The 21532-nt window shown below is 71.5% G+C and carries 17 protein-coding genes, 2 tRNA genes and 1 pseudogene; 8 read left to right on the top strand and 12 right to left on the bottom strand.

From position 1 onward, the window contains the following. The first annotated feature begins 82 nt into the window (after positions 1-82). The 5 genes from D7W79_RS12230 (at position 83) to D7W79_RS12210 (ending at position 6976) form a co-directional block, all read left to right on the top strand. On the top strand, positions 83-1693 hold the full coding sequence (locus tag D7W79_RS12230; protein ID WP_244221727.1) for a glycosyltransferase: 1611 nt from the start codon (positions 83-85) through the stop codon (positions 1691-1693). After that, positions 1680-2135: a hypothetical protein gene (locus D7W79_RS12225; RefSeq protein ID WP_171435982.1), complete on the top strand. Its 456-nt coding sequence runs from the start codon at positions 1680-1682 to the stop codon at positions 2133-2135. The genes D7W79_RS12230 and D7W79_RS12225 overlap by 14 nt, the downstream gene beginning before the upstream one ends. Before the next feature lie 189 nt (positions 2136-2324). Then, on the top strand, positions 2325-3602 hold the full coding sequence (locus D7W79_RS12220; RefSeq protein WP_120525543.1) for a glycosyltransferase family 4 protein: 1278 nt from the start codon (positions 2325-2327) through the stop codon (positions 3600-3602). Continuing rightward, positions 3599-4630 carry a glycosyltransferase gene (locus tag D7W79_RS12215; RefSeq protein ID WP_120525542.1) on the top strand — a complete coding sequence of 344 codons (1032 nt, stop codon included), beginning with the start codon at positions 3599-3601 and terminating at the stop codon, positions 4628-4630. The genes D7W79_RS12220 and D7W79_RS12215 overlap by 4 nt, the downstream gene beginning before the upstream one ends. Before the next feature lie 21 nt (positions 4631-4651). Then, the gene (locus tag D7W79_RS12210) at positions 4652-6976 is read left to right on the top strand and encodes an HAD family hydrolase (protein ID WP_120525541.1); all 2325 of its coding nucleotides are present in this window, start codon (positions 4652-4654) and stop codon (positions 6974-6976) included. Between the two features lie 15 nt (positions 6977-6991). Here D7W79_RS12210 and D7W79_RS12205 read toward each other — a convergent pair whose 3' ends face one another. The 8 genes from D7W79_RS12205 to D7W79_RS12170 all read right to left on the bottom strand — a co-directional run bounded on the left by D7W79_RS12205 (position 6992) and on the right by D7W79_RS12170 (position 15510). Then, entirely contained in the window at positions 6992-9853 is a 2862-nt protein-coding gene (locus D7W79_RS12205; RefSeq protein ID WP_276375351.1) for a glycosyltransferase family 2 protein, read from the bottom strand. A 61-nt stretch (positions 9854-9914) separates the two neighbouring features. Further along, a complete protein-coding gene (locus D7W79_RS12200; RefSeq protein WP_120525540.1) occupies positions 9915-11261 on the bottom strand; it encodes an ABC transporter ATP-binding protein in 1347 nt (448 codons plus the stop codon). After that, on the bottom strand, positions 11262-12041 hold the full coding sequence (locus D7W79_RS12195) for an ABC transporter permease (protein ID WP_120525539.1): 780 nt from the start codon (positions 12039-12041) through the stop codon (positions 11262-11264). 155 nt (positions 12042-12196) lie between these two features. Next, positions 12197-12271 (bottom strand) — tRNA-Gly (locus D7W79_RS12190). 38 nt (positions 12272-12309) lie between these two features. After that, positions 12310-12384, bottom strand: a tRNA-Gly gene (locus D7W79_RS12185). A gap of 81 nt (positions 12385-12465) precedes the next feature. Then, positions 12466-13155, bottom strand: a complete 690-nt coding sequence (gene pgsA / locus D7W79_RS12180; RefSeq protein ID WP_120525538.1) for a CDP-diacylglycerol--glycerol-3-phosphate 3-phosphatidyltransferase — start codon at positions 13153-13155, stop codon at positions 12466-12468. A gap of 11 nt (positions 13156-13166) precedes the next feature. Next, positions 13167-14864, bottom strand: coding sequence for a tetratricopeptide repeat protein (locus D7W79_RS12175; RefSeq protein ID WP_120525537.1), 1698 nt, complete (start codon positions 14862-14864; stop codon positions 13167-13169). Then, complete coding sequence (locus tag D7W79_RS12170) at positions 14821-15510, bottom strand: lytic transglycosylase domain-containing protein (protein ID WP_120525536.1); 690 nt, start codon at positions 15508-15510, stop codon at positions 14821-14823. The genes D7W79_RS12175 and D7W79_RS12170 overlap by 44 nt, the downstream gene beginning before the upstream one ends. A gap of 88 nt (positions 15511-15598) precedes the next feature. Between D7W79_RS12170 and nadB the strand changes: the two genes are divergently transcribed. The 3 genes from nadB to D7W79_RS12155 are packed head-to-tail and all read left to right on the top strand — an operon-like array spanning position 15599 to position 18558. Further along, a complete protein-coding gene (nadB, locus tag D7W79_RS12165) occupies positions 15599-17182 on the top strand; it encodes an L-aspartate oxidase (RefSeq protein WP_120525535.1) in 1584 nt (527 codons plus the stop codon). Positions 17183-17188: 6 nt separating this feature from the next. After that, a complete protein-coding gene (locus D7W79_RS12160; RefSeq protein ID WP_120525534.1) occupies positions 17189-17953 on the top strand; it encodes a rhomboid family intramembrane serine protease in 765 nt (254 codons plus the stop codon). Between the two features lie 2 nt (positions 17954-17955). Beyond that, entirely contained in the window at positions 17956-18558 is a 603-nt protein-coding gene (locus D7W79_RS12155) for an LOG family protein (protein ID WP_120525533.1), read from the top strand. Positions 18559-18588: 30 nt separating this feature from the next. Here the strand turns inward: D7W79_RS12155 and D7W79_RS12150 are convergent, their stop codons facing one another. From D7W79_RS12150 to D7W79_RS12135, 4 genes and pseudogenes are all read right to left on the bottom strand, one after another. Next, positions 18589-19218 (bottom strand): hypothetical protein, encoded by a 630-nt coding sequence (locus D7W79_RS12150; protein WP_120525532.1) that lies wholly within the window; start codon positions 19216-19218, stop codon positions 18589-18591. Then, positions 19215-19790: an orotate phosphoribosyltransferase gene (gene pyrE, locus D7W79_RS12145; protein WP_120525531.1), complete on the bottom strand. Its 576-nt coding sequence runs from the start codon at positions 19788-19790 to the stop codon at positions 19215-19217. The genes D7W79_RS12150 and pyrE overlap by 4 nt, the downstream gene beginning before the upstream one ends. Positions 19791-19793: 3 nt before the next feature. Beyond that, positions 19794-21206 (bottom strand): ParB/RepB/Spo0J family partition protein, encoded by a 1413-nt coding sequence (locus tag D7W79_RS12140; RefSeq protein ID WP_120525530.1) that lies wholly within the window; start codon positions 21204-21206, stop codon positions 19794-19796. 97 nt (positions 21207-21303) lie between these two features. After that, positions 21304-21532: pseudogene (locus D7W79_RS12135) on the bottom strand (polymer-forming cytoskeletal protein); the annotation flags it as partial.

Genomic DNA, 21532 nt, shown 5'->3' with positions numbered 1-21532 from the left:
GGCGCTCTTGTAAGGGCGGGCTGGACGGTTGTAAGGGAACGCGCGCGTGTCACCGCGACCTCCTCACGGCCCGGGCGGACCCTTGCACATCCATCAGCTGGTCACCCGCCTGGCGTGGGGTGACGCGATTGGCAACCAGGTGCGCTACCTCCAGAGCCTGCTGCGCTCCTGGGGCCACACCTCCGAAATCTACGCGGACTCCTGGGACGACGCGTGCCGCGACCAGGTGCACGCCGCCAAGAACTACCCGCGCGAGGCCACCCGCGACTCCGTGCTGCTCGTGCACCACAGCTTCGAGTCGAAGCAGGTGCCGCTCATCGCCCGGTCGCGCGGCCGCAAGCTGCTCGTCTACCACAACATCACTCCCGCCCGGCTCTTCGAGGGCTACGACCGGGGCGCGGTGCTCGCGTGCGACGCCGCCCGCCTGGAGCTGCTCGCGCTGCGCCCGCACGTGGACGGGGCCTTCGCCTACTCGCGCTTCAGCGCGGAGGAGCTGGTCGCCGCGGGCTACCCGCGCGTGGACGTGCTGCCCTTCGCCATTGACTGGCACGCGTTCGACACGCCGCCGGATCCGGCGCTGATGGCGGAGCTGGACGACGGCTGCTCCAACATCCTCTTCGTGGGCCGCGCGGTGCCCAGCAAGTACGTGGACGACGTGCTGCGCGTCTTCACCGCGTACCAGCGCCTGTACCAGCCCAAGAGCCGCCTGCTCATCGCGGGCAACATCCACCGCGACGCGCCTTATGGGGGGTTCCTGCACGGCCTCAAGGACCTGCTCGGCCCGGACCGCATCCAGTTCCTGGGCCGCGTCAACGCCGCGCAGCTGTCCGCCTGCTTCGCGTCCGCCACGGCCTACCTCTCCATGAGCCGGCACGAGGGCTTCGGCGTGCCGCTGCTGGAGGCCATGTACCGCGACGTCCCCGTCGTCGCGTACGGCGCCGCGGCCGTCCCGGAGACCATGGGCGGAGCAGGCCTCACCACGTTCTCGCGCGAGCCCATGGACGTGGCGCAGCTGCTCGCGGTGCTGGAGCGCGAACCCGCGCTGCGCCAGCAGGTGCTCACCGCGCAGCGCGCACGCGTGGCCGCGCTGTCCCAGAAGGCCGTGGCCGCGCAGGTGCGCACCGCGCTGCAGGGCTGGCTGGGAGGAGGTGGCCCCGTCCCCGCGGTGGCCCCCACACAGGCGCCCGCCATCGAGATCGTCTGCCCCGGCTTCTCCACGCGGCCGGAGGCGCCCATGTCACGGCTCGCCCGCGAGCTGCACCGCCGCCTGCCCGACTCCCGCATCCTCGCCCTCCGGGGGCGCGGCGAGGAGCCCGTCCTCTCGCTCGGTCCCCAGACGGTCGGGGGAGCGCCCGTCTGGCACTTTACCCCCGACCAGCCCGTCGGCCCCGCCCCCGAGCCGCTGCCCGGCTCGTCGTCGCTGGAGACGGCGGTGCGGGCGTCGTCCGGGAAGGTGGTGCTGTTGGGCACGGACACCGCCGCGGTCCAGGCGCTGCTGGCGGGCGTGGGGCGCCGCGGCTGGGGCGTGCGCGACGCGGCCGCCGCGTCCGACGAGGCGGCGACGGAAGCGGCCCGGCACCACCTGGGGCCGCGCCTGGTGGAGTTGGATCGCTCGGACCTGGACGCGGTGGCCAACGTCCTGGTCCAGGGCCTGTCATCGAAGAAGCGAGGAGCCCGCGATGCACGCCGCTGACCTGCTCACGGCCGAACCCTCGGCCCAGGCCGTGGCCGCCGCCACCGAGCGGCTCCCCGAGCCATCCGCCGCCGCGCGCGACCACCTGCGCCGCACGCTGGCCGCGTCGCTGCGCGCCCCCGTCGCGGGCCAGTGGCCGGCGCTGCTGCTGGAGGCGCGCGCCAAGGCGGACGTGCGCTACGTGGAGCCCGCGACGTCGCACCGCCCCGTCCTGGGGCCCGTGCTCGTGTTCGCCAAGCGGACCTTCCGCGGCGCGTTCCAGCCCTTCATCAACGAGGTGCTGCGCCGCCAGGTGCACTTCAACGAAGCCATCCTGGACGCGCTCACCGTCGTCATCGAGAACCAGCGCGAACACGCGCGGACGCAGGCGCTCTGGCGGCGCGAACTGGAAGCACGTTTGAAGCAGCTGGAGAAGGAGCCGCCGGGGCCGTCTTCACCCTGAGCGAATGGCTGCCTGCTCGACGGACAGCAGCCCCGCCGGGCGTTGACGCAGCAACCTTCTCCGCGCTACATCGGCCCCTCGCTTCGCCTGCCTCGTCAATCCTGAGGGGGATGCCACGGGGAGAATCAACGGCGGCGGCGAATCGTTTCCTCCGGGCGGCATCCAGCCCACGACGCGAGTTGCCAAGGCATGAAGATCGGGTTCCTCGTTGGGGACATCGCCAATATCTCCGGTGGGTCCAACGTCATCCTGGAGTACGCCTCACGGCTCCAGGACCTCGGCCATGAGGCCGTCCTCATCACCCCGGGCCCCGTCAAGCTGACGTATCCCCTGTGGCACCCGCGGCTGGCGGACCTGCCGCGCCGGTCGCTCGCGGAGGCCGAGGGTGAGTCCTTCGACTTCGCGCTGGCCACCTGGTGGATCACCTTCTACGACCTGTGGCGCGTCAACGCCCGGGTGTACGGCTACCTGAACCAGAGCCTGGAGTCGCGCTTCCACGCGGAGCGTCACTACAAGCTGCTCAACCGGCAGACGTATTCGCTGCCGCTCCTGTTCGTCACCGAGGCGAAGTGGCTGGTGGAGTTCATCCAGACGCTGCAGCCCGAGGGGCGCACGCTCTACGTGCAGAACGGCCTGTCCCGCGACCACTTCCCCTGCGTGCAGGCCCCGCCGAAGCGCGACGGCAAGCTGCGCGTGCTGGTGGAGGGCCCCTGGGGCGTGGGCTTCAAGGGCGTGCCGGAGACGTTTGAAGTGCTGGAGCTGGCGGCGGAACAGGGCGTCCAGTTCGAGACGGGGTGGCTGGCGTCGTCCTCCGGCGGGCAGAAGCCCACCGTGGGCGGGCAGCCGGTGCAGGTGCACGAGCGCATCCCCATCAACCAGGTGCACCAGGTCTACGGTCAGTACGACGTGCTGCTGAAGCTCTCGCGTGTCGAGGGCATGTTCGGCCCGCCATTGGAGATGTTCTCCCAGGGCGGCACCGCCATCACGTACACCGTCACCGGCACCGACGAGTACATGGTGCACGGGCAGAACTCGCTGATGGTGGAGCCGTACAACCACCGGCAGATCGTCCAGTTCCTGCGCCTGTTGAGCACGCAGCCCGCGTACCTCGCGCACCTGCGCACGAACGCGCTCGCCACCGCGAAGGCGTTCACGGACTGGGAGTCCAGCACGCGCCAGGTGGCCTCCGGGCTGGAAGCGCTGCACGCGGAGGGCTGGACGAACACGCACCTGCGCCCGGCGCTGGCCGCGATGTCCACCATGCACGGCCACTGGCTGGACGACGTCTGGCGCGCGGAGCGTGGCGGCCACTCGCCGCTGCACCCGTACGTGGGGCCCGGCGAGCAGGTGCTGCTGGAGCGCTACCGCCAGTTCAAGAAGTCCCGCCCCGTCCGCGCCCTGCAGAAGCTGGTGGGCGACGACTTGAAGAAGTCCCTGCGCGCGCGCCTCACGCGAGTCCTGTCATGAGAGTCCATCCGCCCTCCCCCTCCCTCCAGCGCGTCGCCTTCGTGGGCGAGCCGGCCTTCCAGCCGCACGTGCCCGTCCAGGCGGCGTGGGCCGAGGTCCGCTTCTTCCCCGTGACGGACGGCCAGTGGGAGCCCGCGCTCGACGCGGCCCGGGCCTGGGATGCGAACGCGACGCTCGTGTTCCGTCCGCAGGACCTCACGCCGGAGCTGGCGGCGCGGGTGCCCGGCGGCATGCGCATCGGCGTCATCCCCGCGCCGCTGTTCAGCGCGGAGGAGATTGAACGGCTCGCGCGCATCAGCGGCCCGGACGCGCAGGGCTTCCGCTGGCTCACCTACCTGGAGACGCCCACGTCGCCGGAGCTGGCGCGGCTGCCGCTGCTGCAGACGCTGCCCCTGCCGGTGGACACCGCGCGGTGCCCGACGGGCCCGCGGCTGGACGTCCGCCGGATGCTGGTGGCGGACTGGGCCAGCCCCTCGGCGGAGGCGCTGGAGGACCTGCGCAAGCTGGGCCCGGTGGACGTGCTGTCCTCGCACGCCACGCCGGAGCAGATGTCGCAGGCGCTGGAGAAGGCCGGGACGCTCGTCTACGCGTCGCGCGACCTGATGGGCCGCTTTGATCCGCTGCCGCTGCTGGCCATGGCGCACGGGCTGCTCGTCATCGCCGACACGGTCTTCGCCGGCGAGTGGAACATCGAGCCGGAGGACGAGTTCCTCTACCGGCCGGATGGCCAGTGGGCGCGCGCGCTGGATGAGGTCTTCCGCATGCCGGTGTCCTTCCGCGCGGTGCGCATCCGCGCGTGGCAGAAGATGCGCGAGGCCTTCGACGCGTCCGCGTGCTTCCAGCGCGTGCTACACGACGCCCACCTGTTCGCGGACCCCATGGCGCACCTGGCGTCGCTGACGTCCCCGCGTCCCCCGGTGGCCGCGCCTGCCGCCGTGGAGTCCGCCGCCGCGCCCGCCGCCCCGGAAACCCTGGGCGCGGAGAAGCTCACGCGTCCCAGCCGCTCCCTCGCGGCCGTCCCCAACTAGAGCCAAGGACATCGGAAGCAGATGACTGCCCGCCGTGAACCCGCAGCGGCCGCGCTGCTTCCCGCCCTCCAGCGCTGGGCGGTGGAGACCGCGCGCGACCTGTACCTGACGCAGAAGGGCGCCCCCGCCGCCACGAAGCACCCGCGCGCGACGCCCGGCGAGCGCATGTCGGTGATTGCCTCGGAGGCCCTGCCGCCCAACGTGGTGGACGGGCTGGCCCAGGCCTCGCGCCTCTTCCGCGCGGGCGACGCGCCCCCCATTGAATCCTCCCCCTTCGCCACGCTGCGCGAGCGGCTGCTCGCGGCGACGGCGGGCTACGACGTGGTGGGCTTCGACGTCTTCAACACGCTGGTGGTGCGCAGCGTGGAGGGCGAGTGGCTCAAGACGGCCGTGGCGCGCGGCTTCCACGCGCGGCTGAAGGAACTGGTGCACCCCAAGGCCCTGCCCACGGTGGCCCAGGTGCGTCAGCGCCGCTTCGCCCTGGAGATGGAGATCGCCGGGGAGCAGGTGGCCCAGGGCCGCGACAACGAGGTCGACTTCGAGGCGCTGCTGCAGCGCTGGGCGGGCAGCTGGGTGCCGCGGGAGCCGATGCGCTCGCGCATGGCCGAGGAGCTGCGCGCGCTGGAGCTGGAGCTGGAGAAGCTGGCGCTGCGTCCCGCGCCGGGCATCCCGGAGGTGCTGTCCGCGCTGAAGGCCCAGGGCAAGCGGCTCATCTTCGTGAGCGACATGTACCTGTCGCAGCCGCTCCTGCGTGAGCTGCTCCGGCACTGCGGGCTGGAGCAGTACTTCGACGCGGGCTACGTCTCCATCGACGAGGGGCTGCGCAAGGCCTCCGGCCGGCTCTTCCCGCGCGTGCTGGAGCGCGAGGGGCTCAAGCCCGAGCAGCTCTTCTTCGTCGGCGACGACGAGAACGCCGACAACGTGCAGCCGCGCCGGTTGGGCATCTCCACCCTGCGCGTGGACGACCCGGACGAGAAGCAGCGCCGCCGCCGGCTGGAAATCGCCCAGAAGGCCGTGGAGCAGAACCCGTACTGGGCCGCGCACTACGTGGACGTCGTGCTGGGCAACGAGGCCCGCCACGTCCGCCCGCCGGACGACGACGCCAGCTACCAGTTGGGCCGCACGCTGGCGCCGGGCATCGTGGCCTTCGTGGTGGACGTCATCGAGCGCTCGGAGAAGCTGGGCATCGACCACGTCTACTTCCTGGCGCGCGAGGGCCTCACGCTGCTCAAGGTGTTCGCCCTCCTGAAGGACTCCGGGCTGTTCCGCCGGGTGCCGAAGGCGCATTACCTGTTCGTCAGCCGGGCCTCCACCATCCTCGCGTCCATGCGCGAGCTGAGCTGGGAGGAGGTGCACCGCTTCTGGCGCCAGTACAGCCGCCAGTCGCTGCGCGGCCTGCTCAAGAACCTGTCGCTGCCCCAGGACGAGTTCATCCGGCTGGCCGCCGAGTGCGGCCTCACCGACCCGGACCGGCCCATCGTGGAGCCCACGAAGGACGCCGCCTTCCAGCGCTTCCTCGCGTCGCGCCGCGTGCGCGTGGCCTTCCACCAGCGCCGCGACGAGGCGCGCGCGAACCTGTCCCGCTACCTGGAGTACCGCGGGCTGATGGGCCTGGAGCGCACGGCGCTCGTGGACATCGGGTGGAAGGGCAGCATGCAGGACAACCTGATGCGCGCCTTCGAGCACGACGCGCGCTTCCCGGAGCTGCACGGCTTCTACCTGGCCTACGTGCCGGACGGTCAGCCCCTGGCGAAGAAGTCCTTCAAGTACGGCTACCTGTCGGACCTGCGGCGGCGCGACCTGGAGGAGGCGGACTTCCTGCGCAACACCGCCATCTTCGAGATGATCACCACGGCGAACCACGGCAGCACGGTGCGCTATGGGAAGAACCCGTGGGCGCCGCACCTGCCCATGCCGGAGCTCCTGCACCACGACCAGGAGAAGGACAACAGCGCCCGCTTCTTCCGCCGCGTGCAGGAGGGCATGTACGACTACGCGCGGGACTACGCGCGAATGTCACCCCTGCTGCGCTTCACCGCGGACGAGCTGCAGCCCGGCACGCTCCAGGAGCTGTTGCGCTACACGCGCTACCCCACGGAGCAGGAGGCGCGCGAGTTCCTCAAGTACTCGCACGTGGAGAGCTTCGGCGTGCATGAGATCACCACCTTCGGCCTCAAGCTGGAGCTGAAGAAGCTGGCGCAGGTCGGCTCGGTGAAGGGGGCCCTCAAGGAGGCGTGGAAGGCCTTCGAGACGAACCCCTGGCGCGACAGCGTGGTGCGCCGCAGCGGCCTTCCGCTGGCGAACCTGGCCTACGACGCCTGGTTCACCTGGCGGGCCATCCGCTAGCGGCGCCAACCTGCTTCAGGCTGGCGGCCGGCGCGCGCTGGGCACCTCGTGGGCCAGCGTGCGCACCGCCAGGGCCTCGCCGTCCTCGGGGTGGCGGCGCAGGTCGCAGTCCCCCGACAGCAGCGTGAGGTTGGGGTTGTAGTAGGGGTCGCCCTTGAGCAGCCACGGCCGGTACGACGTGAAGGAGCGCCAGTAGTCCGGCTCCGGGATGGCGTCCGTGCGGCGGCTGGCGGACTCGTGGTGCACCACGCGCGCGAAGGGCGTGCACACCACGCGCAGACCCCGGGCGTGCAGCCGCAGGCCCAGGTCCACGTCGCTGCCGCACAAGAGGAAGCGCTCGTCGAAGCCGCCCAGCGCGTCGAAGAGGGGCCGGCGGATCATCACGCACGCGCTGGTGACGGACAGCCAGTTGCGCACCCACTCCGTGTGGCCGAAGGGCGTGGCGATGGGCCCGTCCGGCAGACGCCAGAAGGGGTGGCCCGCCATGCCCGTCATCCCCACGACGATGCCCGCGTGCTGCACGGTGCCCTCGGGGAAGAGGAGCTTCGCGCCCACCGCGCCCACCTCCGGGCGCTGCGCCTGGGACACCAGCTCCGTGAGCCAGCCCGGGTCCACCACTTCCATGTCGTTGTTGAGGAACAGCAGCAGCTCGCCCGTGGCCTGCCCCGCCGCCCAGTTGTTGATGGCCGGGTAGTTGAAGGGGAAGTCCCAGGTGCGCTTCACCACGCGCGCGTCCGTGAGCGTGTCCAGGAGCGCGAAGGTCTCCGGACGGACGCTGTTGTTGGACACGAGCACCAGCTCGAAGTGCTTGTACGTCGTGCGCTCCAGCAGCGTGTCCGTGAGCGTCTTGAGCAGGTCCGGCCGGTCCTTGAACGGGACGATGATGGACACCTTCGGGGTGCCCCGGACGGCGTAGCGCACGCGGTAGCGGCCGGGCCCTGGCACCGTCACCTCGGCGTCCTCGCCCCGCCGCGCCAGGTGCTCCGCGAGCGCGCGGCGGCCCTCCTGGGACACCTGGCCCACGGCGCCCAGGCGCCGGTGGTAGAGCAGGTGCGGCACGTGGCCGATGCGCTCCGACGCCTCGCTGAGGCGCAGGAAGAGGTCGTACTCCTCGGCGCCGGGGAAGCCCTCGCGGAAGCCGCCCACGGACTCCACCAGCGCGCGGCGGGCCATCACGCCCCGGCCCAGGTAGTCCACCGAGCGCAGCAGGTCCGGGGACCAGTCCGGCTTGAAGAAGGGGGCCGTGCGGCGCCCCCGCGTGTCCAGCCGGTCCTCGTCGCCGTAGACGACGTCCAGGCCCGGGTCCGCGCCCAGGGCCCGAGCCACCTCCGCCAGCGCATGGGGCGCGAGCGTGTCCTCCGCGCCCAGCACGCCCACGAAGTCACCGCTGGCGGCCTGGAGTCCCACGCGCAGCGCGCGGGCGAAGTCGGTGGGCCCGGAGAGCGTCACCCGGCGGATGCGCGGCTGGCGGCGCGACGAGCCCCAGGGCTCCGGCAGCGCGGGCCCGTCCTCCGGCCCCACGAGCACCAGTTCCCACTCCGGGTACACCTGGGCCTCCACCGACGCGAGGCACTCACGCAGGTGCGCGGGACAGGCCCCCGCGGTGGCGACCAGGAGGGACAGCCGGGGTCGGCGAGGCAGCCGGGCCACGGCCTCCCGGGCGGCGTGGATGTCCCCGGACTCGCGCAGCGTGCACCAGTGGTGGAAGTCCTCCAGCGCGGGCAAGGGCGGAGGCGGCGTGCGCACGCCGAGGATGGCGGCCAGCGCCACCACCGCCTCGCCGTTGAAGCGCGACTGCCGGCGCAGCACCTCGCGCCACAGCGGCGCGGAGGCCCGGACGCCCCGGGGCAGCCCCGGCCGGGCCAGCGGAGACGCCAGCGCCACGAGCCGCGCCACCCGGTGCGTGGCATCCAGCGGATCCGGCGTCCCGGCACCCGGCGCGGCGGCGACGGACAGCAGCGTCTCCCGCATCTGCGCGTTCCACTCCGCCTGGCGCTCCAGCAGCGGCTCCAGCACGGGGCCCATCGCCCGGCGCCACGCGCGCCACGCCAGCTTCCAGGCCAGGTCCACGGGAGCGAAGCCGCGCGGCGTGCGCCGCTCACGCGGTCCGCCCGCGGCCCCGACGTCCACGAAGTTCAGCGTGCCATGCGGCGCAGGGGCGGCCGCAGCCGAGCCCCCGCCGAAGCCCTGCGCGCCCTCCCGCGTCTGAGCGACTTCCGGCGAAGAGCCCCCGCCGAAGCCCCGGGCGCCCTCCTGGGTCTGAGTGACTTCCGGCGAAGAGCCCCCGCCGAAGCCCTGCGTGCCCTCCCGCGTCTGAGCGACTTCCGGCGAAGAGCCCCCGCCGAAGCCCTGCGCGCCCTCCCGCGTCTGAGCGACTTCCGGCGAAGAGCCCCCACCGAAGCCCGAGGCGGCTCCCGCTGGAGCGGCCTCGCCGGCCCCCTGCGCGTCCAGCTGTCCCCGGACCCAGTCCGTCAGGTCCTCACGGGTGCCCTGGTCGCGCCGGGCCTCCAGCCGCTCCAGGACGCGCAGCACGCGCTGATTGAAGGCCGCCTGGGGCTTGAGCAGTTCGACGTGGAGCGGGCGCAGGCCCAGGACGAAGGCGCGCTTGGCGGCCGTCACCCACTGCCCTCCCGACGCCCGGTGCGACGGCGGCACGGAGAAGTCGAACGGGACGGCGAGCCTCGCCGCGGCGAGCAGCGGCGACAGGGGCGTGTTGGCCGGCGGCACCAGCCGGCGCAGCCGCTCCGTCAGCGCCGCGAGCTCCCGGGCGTTGGCCTCGGAGGGCTCCGCGCGCAGGGCGGCGATGCGCTCGGCGAGCTCCCCGGCGGACTGCGCGGCCTGCCCCCCCTCGGGCATGGTGTGGAACAAGGTACTCACCTCCCAGGCGCCTCCCCTTTTTCAAGGCCCCGGCCGCGGCGCGCGGGAGGCCTCCTCCCCCTCAGGAGGCCGCGGCATGCTTGGACACGGAGACCGCCTGGACGGGAGCGGCCGGAGCCTCCTCCACCACCCAGGAATGCTCCGGCCGGAAGACACCCCGGTCGTCGTGCTCCGTGGACACGGAGAAGGTGCAGCGGGCTTCCCGGCCCGGCTCCGGATTCGCGTTGTTGCCCGTCTTGAGCTCCACGCTCAGCACGTAGGAGCCGCCCAGCAGCCCCAGCCGGGGCAGCACGAAGCGCAGCCGCCCCTGCGGAGGCAGCGGCGCCGGCAGCGCCACCCGGTCCGTCCGGGTGCTCGTCACGTACAGCACCACCCCATCCGCGGTGGACAGCGTGAGGACGAACTCCACGTCCTCCACCGACTCGCGCGCCACGTAGTCGATGCAGACCTCCGCCCGCGTCTCCGTGGTGACGAGCCCCAGCTCCTCCCCGCGAGGCCCGCTCAGCCACACCCGCGACACAGCGACCGGCGGCGACGCCGGCGGCTCGTCCCGCACCACCACGCCCTCCGGCAGCGACGGCAGCGCTCCGCCCCCTTCGGTCAGGGCCGGCGGCGTGAACACCGTGGAGCGCGCCTCCGCGAGCGACACCGCCTGCCGGTACTCGGCGGCGATCTCCGCCGGAGTGCCCACGCGGCGGATCCGCCCGCCGTCCAGCCACGCCGCCTGGTCGCACCAGCGCTCCACGGTGGACATGTCGTGCGTGACGAGGACGATGGTCTTCCCCAGCCGCTTGAACTCCGTCATCTTCGCGAGGCTCTTCTTGCTGAAGTGCTCGTCGCCGACGGCGAGGATCTCATCGATGATGAGGATGTCCGGGTCCACGTGCGTGGCCACGGAGAACGCCAGGCGCATGTACATGCCGCTGGAGTACGTGCGCACCGGCTCGTCGATGAACTCCCCCAGCTCGCTGAACGCGATGATGGCGTCCATCTTCGCGCGCACCTCGGCCCGCGACATGCCGAGGATGATGCCGTTGATGAGGATGTTCTCCCGGCCGGAGAAGTCCGGGTGGAAGCCCGCGCCCAGGTCCAGCAGCGCGGAGATGCGCCCGTTCACCTGGATGCTGCCGGACGTGGGCGAATAGATGCCGGTGATCAGCTTGAGCAGCGTGCTCTTGCCGGAGCCGTTGCGCCCCAGGATGGCCACCGTCTGGCCCTTGGGGATGCGCAGGTTGACGCCGCGCAGGGACTCGATGAAGCGCCCCTGCTGGGACGCGTGCCGCTGCCCGCGCAGCCAGCGCACGAGCTCCGACTTGAACGTGGTGTATTCCCCCCGGATGGTCTTCTTCCGGAAGTTCTTCACCACGTCCTGGATGACGATGGCGTCCTCGGTCGGTGACTGGACCATCTAGATGGACTCCGCGAACTCCTCGCGGCGGCTCTCGAAGATCTGCGTGGCACCCCACAGCAGCACGATGGAGACGCCCAGGAGCGACACGAGCGGCACCGCGTCCGGCAGACGGTGCTCGTAGAAGATGGCCTGGTACGAGGTGATGAGGATGGACATCGGATTGAGCACCTGCAGCACGCGCCGGTACTCCTCCGGGATGGTGGACAGCTTGTAGAGCACCGGCGTCATGAAGAACCACAGCGTCATCAGGTTCATCACGATGTGCTGCAGGTCCCGGAACGTCACGTTGAAGGCGCTGACCGCGTACACCACCGCGAAGGTGAAGCACATCTGGATCAGCACCACCACCGGGAACAGCACCATGTGCCAGGTCGGCACCACGCCGAAGATGAGCCCCAGCACCACCATCAGCGGCAGGGAGAAGATGAAGTTGCAGAAGTTGGTGGCCACCACCGTCGCCGGCAGCACCTGGGCCGGGAAGCGCACCTTGGTCATCAGGTCGCGCCGGTCGCTGATGGCGCTGGCGCCGGCGGACACCGACGTGGAGAACCAGATCCACGGCAGCAGGCCCACGAACATGAAGTAGGCGTAGTGCGGAATCTGGTTCTTCATGAACACGCCGAACAAGAGCGCGTACACCAGCATGTGCAGGGTGGGGTTCAGGAACGTCCAGAAGAAGCCCAGCACCGAGCCGCGATAGCGCGCCTTCAGCTCGCGCTGCACCAGGCTGAGGAGGAGCCCCCGGTACGAATAGAGTTCCCGGAAGTTGCGAATCATGCGCCGGTATCCATACCGCAAAGGGTCCGCCGGTGGCGAACGCCCTGGAACAGCGGACCGCCGGCCCCTCGCGCGCCCGCCTGCCCTGGAGCACCGTGGCGGTACCGCACGAAGAGAAAGAAAAAGGCCCCCTGGTTTCCCAGAGGGCCTTCGATTGGAGCGGGAAAAGGGATTTGAACCCTCGACCCTCGCCTTGGCAAGGCGATGCTCTACCGCTGAGCTATTCCCGCATCTGGTACTGCTCGACCGCCGTGCTGCGAACTGCGTCTGGAGCGGGAAAAGGGATTTGAACCCTCGACCCTCGCCTTGGCAAGGCGATGCTCTACCGCTGAGCTATTCCCGCATCTCGGTGCCGCGTGCTGCTTGCCGCCCGGTCAGTGCCGCCCCGGAAGTGGGGCGGATATACAGAGGCCTCCCGGACACGTCAAACACTTTTCGCGTCCGGATCCGCCCCTCCCCGCCGGGCAAGCATCCCGAGGAACGCACGGAAGTAGACGACGGCGCTCCACACGGAGAACGCACCCGACAGGTACACGAGCACCTTGCCCACCTGGTTGTAGTCCACGGGGACGGTGCGGAAGCCCAGGTCCAGCGGGTGCACGTAGTGGACGCACAGGGAGATGATCCCCACCAGCTGGAGGGACGTCTTCCACTTCCCCTCCTGCCCCGCGGCGATGACCATGCCCTCGCTGGCGGCGATGGTGCGCAGGCCGCTGACGATGAACTCACGGGCCAGCAGCACGATGACGACCCACGCGGCGATGCGGCCCAGGCGGACCATCATCACCAGGGCGGCCATGGCGATGAGCTTGTCCGCCAGCGGATCCATGAACTTGCCCACCACGGTGATGAGGTTCCAGCGGCGGGCCAGGTAGCCGTCGACCACGTCGGTGATGGCGGCCACCGCGAACACCAGGCCGGCCAGGAGCGAGTGCAGGGGGTCCGCGTCGTAGGTGAGCCAGACGAACAGCGGGATGATGAGGATGCGCCCCAGCGTGAGCATGTTGGGCAGGTTCCAGAACTCCTGCACCAGGATGCTGGGACGGCGGGAGGCGCGGCGACGGGCCCGCTCCTCGCGCTTGCGCTGCTTCCTGAGGGCTCGCTCGGTGGCCATGGGCGCGCGTTCTACCGGACCCCGAGTGCGATGAGGGCAAATCCTTCACCGCCCAGTTCCACCGCCCCCCGCAGTGTCTCCCCGGCGGCGGACGCCACCAGGGGCACCACGCGGGGGGTGAGGTTGCCCACCCAGCCCACCAGGTGCGTGAGGGGCACCGTCACCGGCTGGTCCATGGCCACCGGCACCGAGCGCAGCGCGCCCGACAGGCTGAGCAGCACCCGCCCCTGCCCGCGCAGGTGCACCAGGTCCAGGTCCTGGGCCAGCTCCGACGGCACGCGGCCGTTCTCGAAGACGACGGGCTCCTCGAAGGCGAAGACGCACGCGTCGCGCAGGTAGACGGACTCGTCGTCCAGGGCCACCGGCACCAGCTGCCGCCCGGAAGAGGGCTCCAGGTGCAGCGTCCCCTGCCCCCGGGCGCGCACCATGGCCTGATCGCCCTCGCCAAAGGGCTTGTCCGTGGCCCGGCCCCGGAAGCGCTTCATCTCCGGCTGGAAGGTGACCTGTCCGCGCACGGCCACCAGCCCCTCCAGCCGGGTGAGCAGCTCGCCGTTCACCGCCAGCGTCACGCCCGCCGCGCCCTGCGTGAAGGGCTGTCCCGCCACCGCGCCCGGCAGCGCCACCGTGGGCACCCACTCGGTGAGTACGGGAGGGCTCACGCCGGATGCGGCGGCGGGCACGGAAGCCGGCTCGGCGGGCCGGGCGATGGGAGCCGGCTCACTCTTCGCCAGCGCGTCGAAGGTCTCCGTGAAGGCGGAGCCGGGCTCCGACTCCAGGTCGGACGCGAGGACGGGCGGCTCCTCGGAGACCTCGATCTCCTCCGACACCGGCGTGGGGGGCAGCTCGTCGGCGACCTCGACGTCGGCGCCGGAGGTGTCCGCGTCCGTGGTGGCGGCCAGCTCCGCGTCGTCCCCGTAAGAACCCTCTCCAGCGGCGAGGCTCGGGTCCTCATCCTCCTGGATGCGCCCGGCGAAGGCGTGCGCGTCCGTGGCGGCGGGCGGGCCCTCGTCCTCGGCGAAGCGCAGGTCGTCATCCGGAGGCTTCGAAAGAGCCTGGGGCGGCGGCGTTGCGGCTGCGGCGCGTGGGCTCCGGGGCGCTTCATCCAGGCCGAACTGGGCGCCCCAGTCGCTCTCACCGGACGAAGGCGGGGGCGCGGCGCTCCCCTCCTCCTCGCGCGGACGGACCGGCGCGGGAGTGGGCGGCGCGGGCGGGCGGCTGTAGCCCTCTCCGGCGATGGCGCGCGACATCTTCTCCGCCATGGCGTCGCTGCCGGACAGCAGGAAGTGCTCGCGCGCGCGGCCGTACTCGCCCATCTGGGCGAAGGTCAGGCCCAGGTAGTTGTGGGCCTTCTTGTGGTCCGGGGCCAGGTCGGTGGCCGTCTCGAACTCGCGCGCCGCGCGCTGGAGCGCGTTCGTCTTCAGGTAGACGAGCCCCAGGTTCACGCGCAGCGTCGGGTCCACCGGGTTGTCCCGCACGAGCATCTCGTACAGGTCCGCGGCGCGGTCGAAGAGGCCCAGCTTGAAATACGTCAGGCCCAGGAGGTTCTGGGCCTTCTCGTGGCGCGGCTGGAGCTGGTGCGCACGCTCCAGGAAGTCCTTCGCTTCGCTGACCTTGCCGGCGCCCAGCAGCTCCGCCCCACGGTGGAGCTGCTGCAGGAACTCCTCTTCAGCGGGGCCCGGCTCCTTCGTCCCCTTCGTGCGCGTCGTCATTCTCGGGTGTGGGCTCACGGCTGCTGGCCTCGGCCTGGGCGAGCCGCTCGCGCTCCTTGTAGTGGTAGTAGAGCTGGAGGACCTTGCGCACGTACTCCTGCGTCTCGGCGTACGGCGGCACCTGGCCTCCGTACTTCTTCACCGCGTCCGGCCCGGCGTTGTACGCGGCGACCATCTTCACCATGTCGCCGTCGAACATGTTCGCCAGCACGCGCAGGTAGCGCACGCCGCCCTCGATGTTGTCCTTCGAGTCGAAGATGTCCTTCACGTACATGTCCGACGCGGTGCCCGGCATGAGCTGCATCAGCCCGCTGGCGCCCTTGTTGCTGAGCGCGTTCGGGTTGAAGTTGCTCTCCGTATGCATGATGGCGCGCACCAGCGCCGGCGGGATGCGGTAGCGCAGCGCCGCGGTGGTGATGTGCGGATCCAGCTCCGCGGGCGTCCGCGAGCGGCCCCGCACGGGCGCGGACTTGGCCGGCGCGGGCGTGAAGGTGCCGGACAGCTTGCGCGCCTTGCGAGCGCCTCCGGGCGGCACGTTCGTGTAGACGATGGTGCCGTCCTTCTCGACGTAGCTGTAGATGCCGTCGGAGGCGTACGCCGGGAGGGCGGCGGTCAGCAGGACGACGAGGGCGGTCAGGACACGCATGGCGGCGGCCGAAACCTTAGACAACGCCCGGAAAGTCCTCAAGAAATCGCCTTGTTTCCAGCACTTACCGCCATTAAGGCTGTCCGCCATGCCCCATCGGTTTGATTTCCTGGTCATGGGCGGCGGCGTGGCAGGCCTGTCGTTCGCCCTGCAGGCGGCCCGGCACGGCACGGTCGCCGTGCTCACCAAGCGCGAGCGCGGCGAAGGCAACACCGCCTATGCCCAGGGGGGCATCGCCAGCGTGCTCGCCCCCACGGACTCCTTCGACGCGCACATCGAGGACACGCTCGTCGCGGGCGCGGGCCTGTGCCACCGGGACGCGGTGGAGGTGACGGTGCGCGAAGGCCCCACGCGCCTCAAGGAGCTGGTCGCGCTGGGCGCGGAGTTCGACCGGCTGGGCGGCGAGTTCGACCTCACCCGCGAGGGCGGGCACTCGGCCCGCCGGGTCATCCACTCGGGTGACATCACCGGCCGCGAGGTGCAGCGCGCGCTCCTGGCCGCGTGCGACCAGCAGCCCAACATCACCTTCTTCGAGAACACGGCCGCCATCGACCTCATCCTGGACCGCCGGCCGCACGCCCCCTCCAGCCGGTGCGTGGGCGCGTACGCGCTGCTGGAGAACGGCGCCATCGAGCGCTTCCTCTCCAAGGTGACGGTGCTGGCCACGGGCGGCGCGGGCAAGGTGTACCTCTACACCTCCAACCCCGACGTCGCGACGGGCGACGGCGTGGCCATGGCGTACCGCGCGGGCGCGCGCGTGGCGAACATGGAGTTCTACCAGTTCCACCCCACGTGCCTCTTCCACCCGGAGGCCAAGAGCTTCCTGATCAGTGAAGCGCTGCGCGGCGAGGGCGGCAAGCTCAAGCTCAAGGGCGGCCAGACGTTCATGGACCGCTACCACCCCATGCGGGACCTGGCCCCGCGCGACGTGGTGGCGCGAGCCATCGACGCAGAGCTCAAGCGCACGGGCAACGACTGCGTCTACCTGGACATGACGCACCTGGGCCGCGCGTACCTCACCGAGCGCTTCCCCAACATCTACGCCACCTGCAAGGCCTTCAACATCGACATGGCGGTGCAGCCCATCCCCGTCGTGCCCGCGGCCCACTACCAGTGCGGCGGCGTGGTGACGGACCTGCACGGGCGCACCAACGTGCCGGGCCTGTACGCCATCGGAGAGGTGTCCTGCACGGGCCTGCACGGCGCCAACCGGCTCGCGTCCAACTCGCTCTTGGAGGGCCTGGTGTTCGGCCACCGCGCGGTGCAGGTGGCGGCGGAGGAGCTGTCCTCGCAGTCCCTGCCGAAAGAGGATCCGCCGGCCTGGGACTCCGGCAGCGCGGTGGACTCCGACGAGAGCGTGGTCGTCACCCACAACTGGGATGAGATCCGCCGGCTGATGTGGAACTACGTGGGCATCGTCCGCACGGACAAGCGGCTGATGCGCGCGCGGCGGCGGCTGGAGCTCCTGCGCGAGGAGATCCGCGACTACTACTGGCGCTTCAAGGTCACCCGCGACGTCATCGAACTGCGCAACATCGCGGAGGTGGCGCACCTCATCGTGGACTGCGCGAGCCGCCGCAAGGAGAGCCGGGGCCTGCACTACACCCTGGACTACCCCCACACGGACGAGCACCAGGGCACGCGCGACACCGTCCTCTCGCGGGAGCTGTGAGCCGTCATGTCCCGTCCGCGCCGCATGCTGGATGACCTCCCGGGCCCTTCCGGCCTGGGAGACGAGCAGGGCCCCACGCCACGCGAGCGGAACGGGGACGGTCCGCCCCCGGGCCCCGGGCGGCCCCAGCGCGCGCTGCCCACGCCCTACGTCTGCTACGCCATCATCGCGGGCGCGGTGGGGATGTTCTTCCTGAGCAGTTCGATGGGCCGGCCGCTCGTCATCGACGGGAGGAACTTCGGCATCGTGGGGCCGCTGGCGCTCTACGGCCCGTGGGTCCGCGACGGCGAGTACTGGCGCCTGCTGGGCATGGTGTTCGAGCACGGCGGCCCGCTGCACCTGCTCTTCAACATGTCCGCCGTCTACTCGCTAGGCGCGTCGCTGGAGCGCGGCATCGGCAGCTTGAAGTTCCTGGCGCTGTCGCTCGTCACCGCGCTGGGCGGCTCCGCGTTCGCGCTCTTCTTCAACTTCGACACCGTGACGGTGGGCGCGTCCGGGATGATCCTGGGCTGGGGCGGCGCGATGCTGCCCATCCTCAACCAGCAGGGCCGCCGGGAGCACATGTTCTGGCTCGTGCAGGTGGCGGTCATCAGCCTGCTGCCCGGGGTGAGCTGGGCGGGGCACCTGGGCGGCTTCGTCTTCGGCCTGCCGTGCGGCATGGCGCTGCGCCAGGGCCCGAAGTTCTACTCGCGCGCCATCCCCGTCCTGCTCTTCATCGCCGCGGCGCTGGCCGTGGTGGCCGCCCACCCCCAACGGTACGGATACTTCTGACCATGGCTGAAACCCCCGTGCGCAGCGTCTGCGTCTTCTGTGGCTCGCGCACCGGCACGCGCGCCGAGTACCGCGAGGCGGCGTCAAAGCTGGGCGCCGCGCTGGCGAAGCGGGGGCTGACGCTCGTCTACGGCGGCGCCAGCGTGGGGTTGATGGGCGCGGTGGCGGACGCGGTCATCGCCAACGGCGGCAAGGCCGTGGGCGTGCTGCCCCACTTCATGGACGCGAAGGAGCTGGCCCACCCGCGCCTGACGGAGCTGCACCGGGTGGACTCCATGCACTCGCGCAAGGCGCTGATGGCCGAGCGCGCGGACGCCTTCCTCGCCCTGCCCGGCGGCTTCGGCACCCTGGACGAGCTCTTCGAGATCATCACCTGGGCGCAGCTGGGGCTGCACAGGAAGCCCATGGGCCTGCTGGACGTGGACGGCTTCTTCCAGCCGCTGCTGGCGCTGGTGAACCGGATGGTGGAGGCGGGCTTCGTCCCGGAGGCGCAGGGCATGCCCTTCGCGGTGAATCCGTCCCCGGACGCGCTCCTGGACCGCCTGCTCGCGGGGCCCACGATGCCGCTCACGTCGAAGTGGCTGAAGGACGGCCAGCAGACCTGAGGGTCCGCGGCCGTCCCCTCTATCCGCGCGTCAGCGCGCGTGGACCTTCAGCTCCGCGTTCCCCAGCGACGAGGCGACGCGGAGCATCACCTGCTCCGTGCCTTCGGGGATGACGGGCTGGCCGTTGGCGAACGTCTTGGGGAAGCGCACGCGGTAGGTCACCCAGAAGAGGCTGGCGTACGGGTAGTAGGCGCGCACGTTGAGGTCCGACCGGCCCAGGCGGCGGATCTCCATGGGCGTGATTTCGCCCGTGGGCGTCACCAGCGCGATCCGCCAGATGCTGTTCCGGTGGGCGAAGTCGTCGTAGCGGTAGTCGTTGACGTGCACCGCCAGGAAGAACTCGTTGAACTTCTCCGCCTCCGCCTGCTCCTCCGCGAGGAGCTGCTCCACCTTCGCCGCGGGCAGCGTCTGGAAGATGGCGCGGCGGTGGATGCGGGCCTCGCGGAAGGCAGGAGTCTGGAGCGTGGCCCCCGCGAAGACGCGCGTGTCGAAGCCGTCGTAGATCTCCTTGCGGTCCGAGTACCGGTCCAGCACGGCGAGGTAGGCGGACTCCTGCTTCGGATCATCCAGCGTGGGCGCGGGCTCGCCGACGCTGGGGGGCGTGCTGGCGCAGCCACCCAGCACGCCCAGAAGCACCGCGGCCAGCAACAGCCTTCTCACGGGATGAAGTCCTTGCGCGTGAACAGCGTGGTGAGGCGGTGGCCGGCGGCCTCCACGGCCTCGCGTCCACCTTCCAGCCGGTCCACCAGCGCGAAGGCGCCCAGCACCGTCAGGCCCTCCAGCTTCGCTCGCTCGATGGCCTTGAGCGTGGAGGCGCCCGTCGTGACGACGTCCTCCACGATGGCCACCGGGGCGCCCGGGCCCAGCGCGGACAGGCCTTCAATCCACTGGCCGGTGCCGTGGCCCTTGGGCTCCTTGCGCACGATGAACGCGTGCAGGGACTTCTGGCCGCCGCCCTCCAGGAAGCTGGTGAGGCTCACCGCCGACGCGAGCGGATCCGCGCCCAGCGTCAGCCCGCCCGCGGCCACCGCCGACGGAGCGTCGCGCCGGATGGCCTCCAGCAGCAGCCGGCCGATGAGGTAGTGGCCCTCGGCGAGCAGCGCCGTGCGCTTGCAGTCGATGTAGAAGTCCGACTCCTTGCCGGAGGAGAGCACCACGCGCCTGCGCTCGAAGGAGCGCTGCGTGAGCACCTCCAGGAGCCGGGCGCGGTCGCGTTCGAGCGTGTCCGCCATGGCCTACAGACCCTCCAGGTACGCCACCAGCTGCGCCGAGTAGCGCAGCTGCATCAGCAGCTCCGCCTTGCGGGATTCATCCAGCGCGGCGAACACGTCCGCGAGCAGCGAGAGGTCCTGGTTGAGGGCGCCCATGCGCTGCGCGACGTCCACCGCCAGCTCGTCGGCGTCGATCTCCTCCTCCACGCCCTCCGGCGCCAGCGTCTCTTCCGTGGCGAGCGCCTTCTCCAGCATGTCGCGCACCGGCGCCGTCAGCCGGCCTTCGGCCTCCAGCGACTCGCGCTTGGCCTCCAGCACGTCGTGCTCCACCGGCGAGGCGTGGATGGCCTCCGCCAGGGACAACAGGAGCGCGTCCTCGTCGGACAGCTCCTCGTGCACACGCACCTGGACCTGGTCGCGCTTGAGGAAGCGCAGCGCCGCCACGCGCCGGAAGCCGCAGATGAGCTGGTAGCGGTCCTCCCCGCGCGGGCGCACGTCCACCGGGAACAGCTGGCCCAGTCGCGCCAGGTCCGTGGCCAGTTCGGACACGTCGCCTTCGTCCCGCAGACGGAAGGTGGTGTCCTCCTCCAGTCGCTCCAGCGGCAACACCATCGCCGTCACCTGTCCCATCACGCGCGGCTCGATGGCCTCCGCGTGGGGCTCCCCTTCCGGGGTCGCCGAATCTTCGTTGGAGCCCTGTTCCGAACCCGCGCCGGAGCCCGCGTCCTCCTGGCTCGCGCGGCTCGCCACGTCCCAGATGCCGGCGCTCAGGAGCGCGTCGTCCGCGCCCGACACCGGACCGGAGCGCGGCTCCTCCAGCACGTCCTTCGCCTCGCCGCCGCCGTCGCTGCCCGTACCGGAGGCGTCCTGCACACGCTCGCCCGAGGCCAGCTCCACGTAGCGGCCGGGGCCCGTGGAAGCGTCCGCCCCGGTCCCCGAGCCCTCACCCTGCCGGGCTTCGCCGTGGGCTTCCGCTCCGGCACCACCCGCCACGCCGGCCTCCGTCCCACCGCCCATGCCAATTGCCTCGCCGGAATCCGCTCCGCCCGAGGGGCCACCGCCCTCGCCACCCGCCGCGCTCGCGACGGGCCCCGTCGAGGAGCCACTGCCCTCGTTACCGGCCGTGCTCGCATCGGCTGCGTTCGCGGAGCCACTGCCCTCGCCACCGGCCATGCTGGCCTCGGACGCGTTCGCGGAGCCGCTGCCCGTGCTCGCATCCGTGCCGTGCGACGACTCACTGCCCTCGCCACCGGCCGTGCTGGCCTCCGTGCTGCTCATGGTGCCCATGGTCTGCCCACTCTCTCCGGGCAGGTCCGTCTGGACGGCGCCTTCCGGCGTCACGTCGCCACCCGCGCCCTCGCCGTGCTTCGGCGGGGACGCGTCGGCCGCGCCCTCGTGCTGGGACGGCGTCGCGTTCTCCCCAGGTGTGCCCGGCATCCCTTCCTGTCCCTCGGCCCTGTGCTCGGCGTCCATGGTGGCACCCCCGGTTGTTCCACCCCCGCGCCGCCGGAAACGACGGCGCGGCGGGCGGGCTCTAGCGGGACTTCTTCACCACGACCTTCTTCTTCGCGCCAGCACCCATCACGCGGGGGACGGGCGCTCCGGCACTGCTCGCCTGCTCAGTGGACGCCGGGCGCGGAGGCTCCGGAGCCCGGGCCGTGGTCGCGGCGGGCGGCGGGGGCGGCGGCAGCGGCTTGGCCGACGGACGGGCCACGACGGTGGCCGGCGCCGTCGTCGCGGCCGGAGTGCGCGCGGGAGGCGGG

Source organism: Corallococcus exercitus, assembly GCF_003611585.1.
In the GTDB taxonomy this organism is placed as follows: Bacteria; Myxococcota; Myxococcia; order Myxococcales; family Myxococcaceae; genus Corallococcus; species Corallococcus exercitus.
The sequence above is the reverse complement of the archived record's forward strand: the minus strand, read 5'-3'. Positions and strand labels throughout refer to the sequence as shown.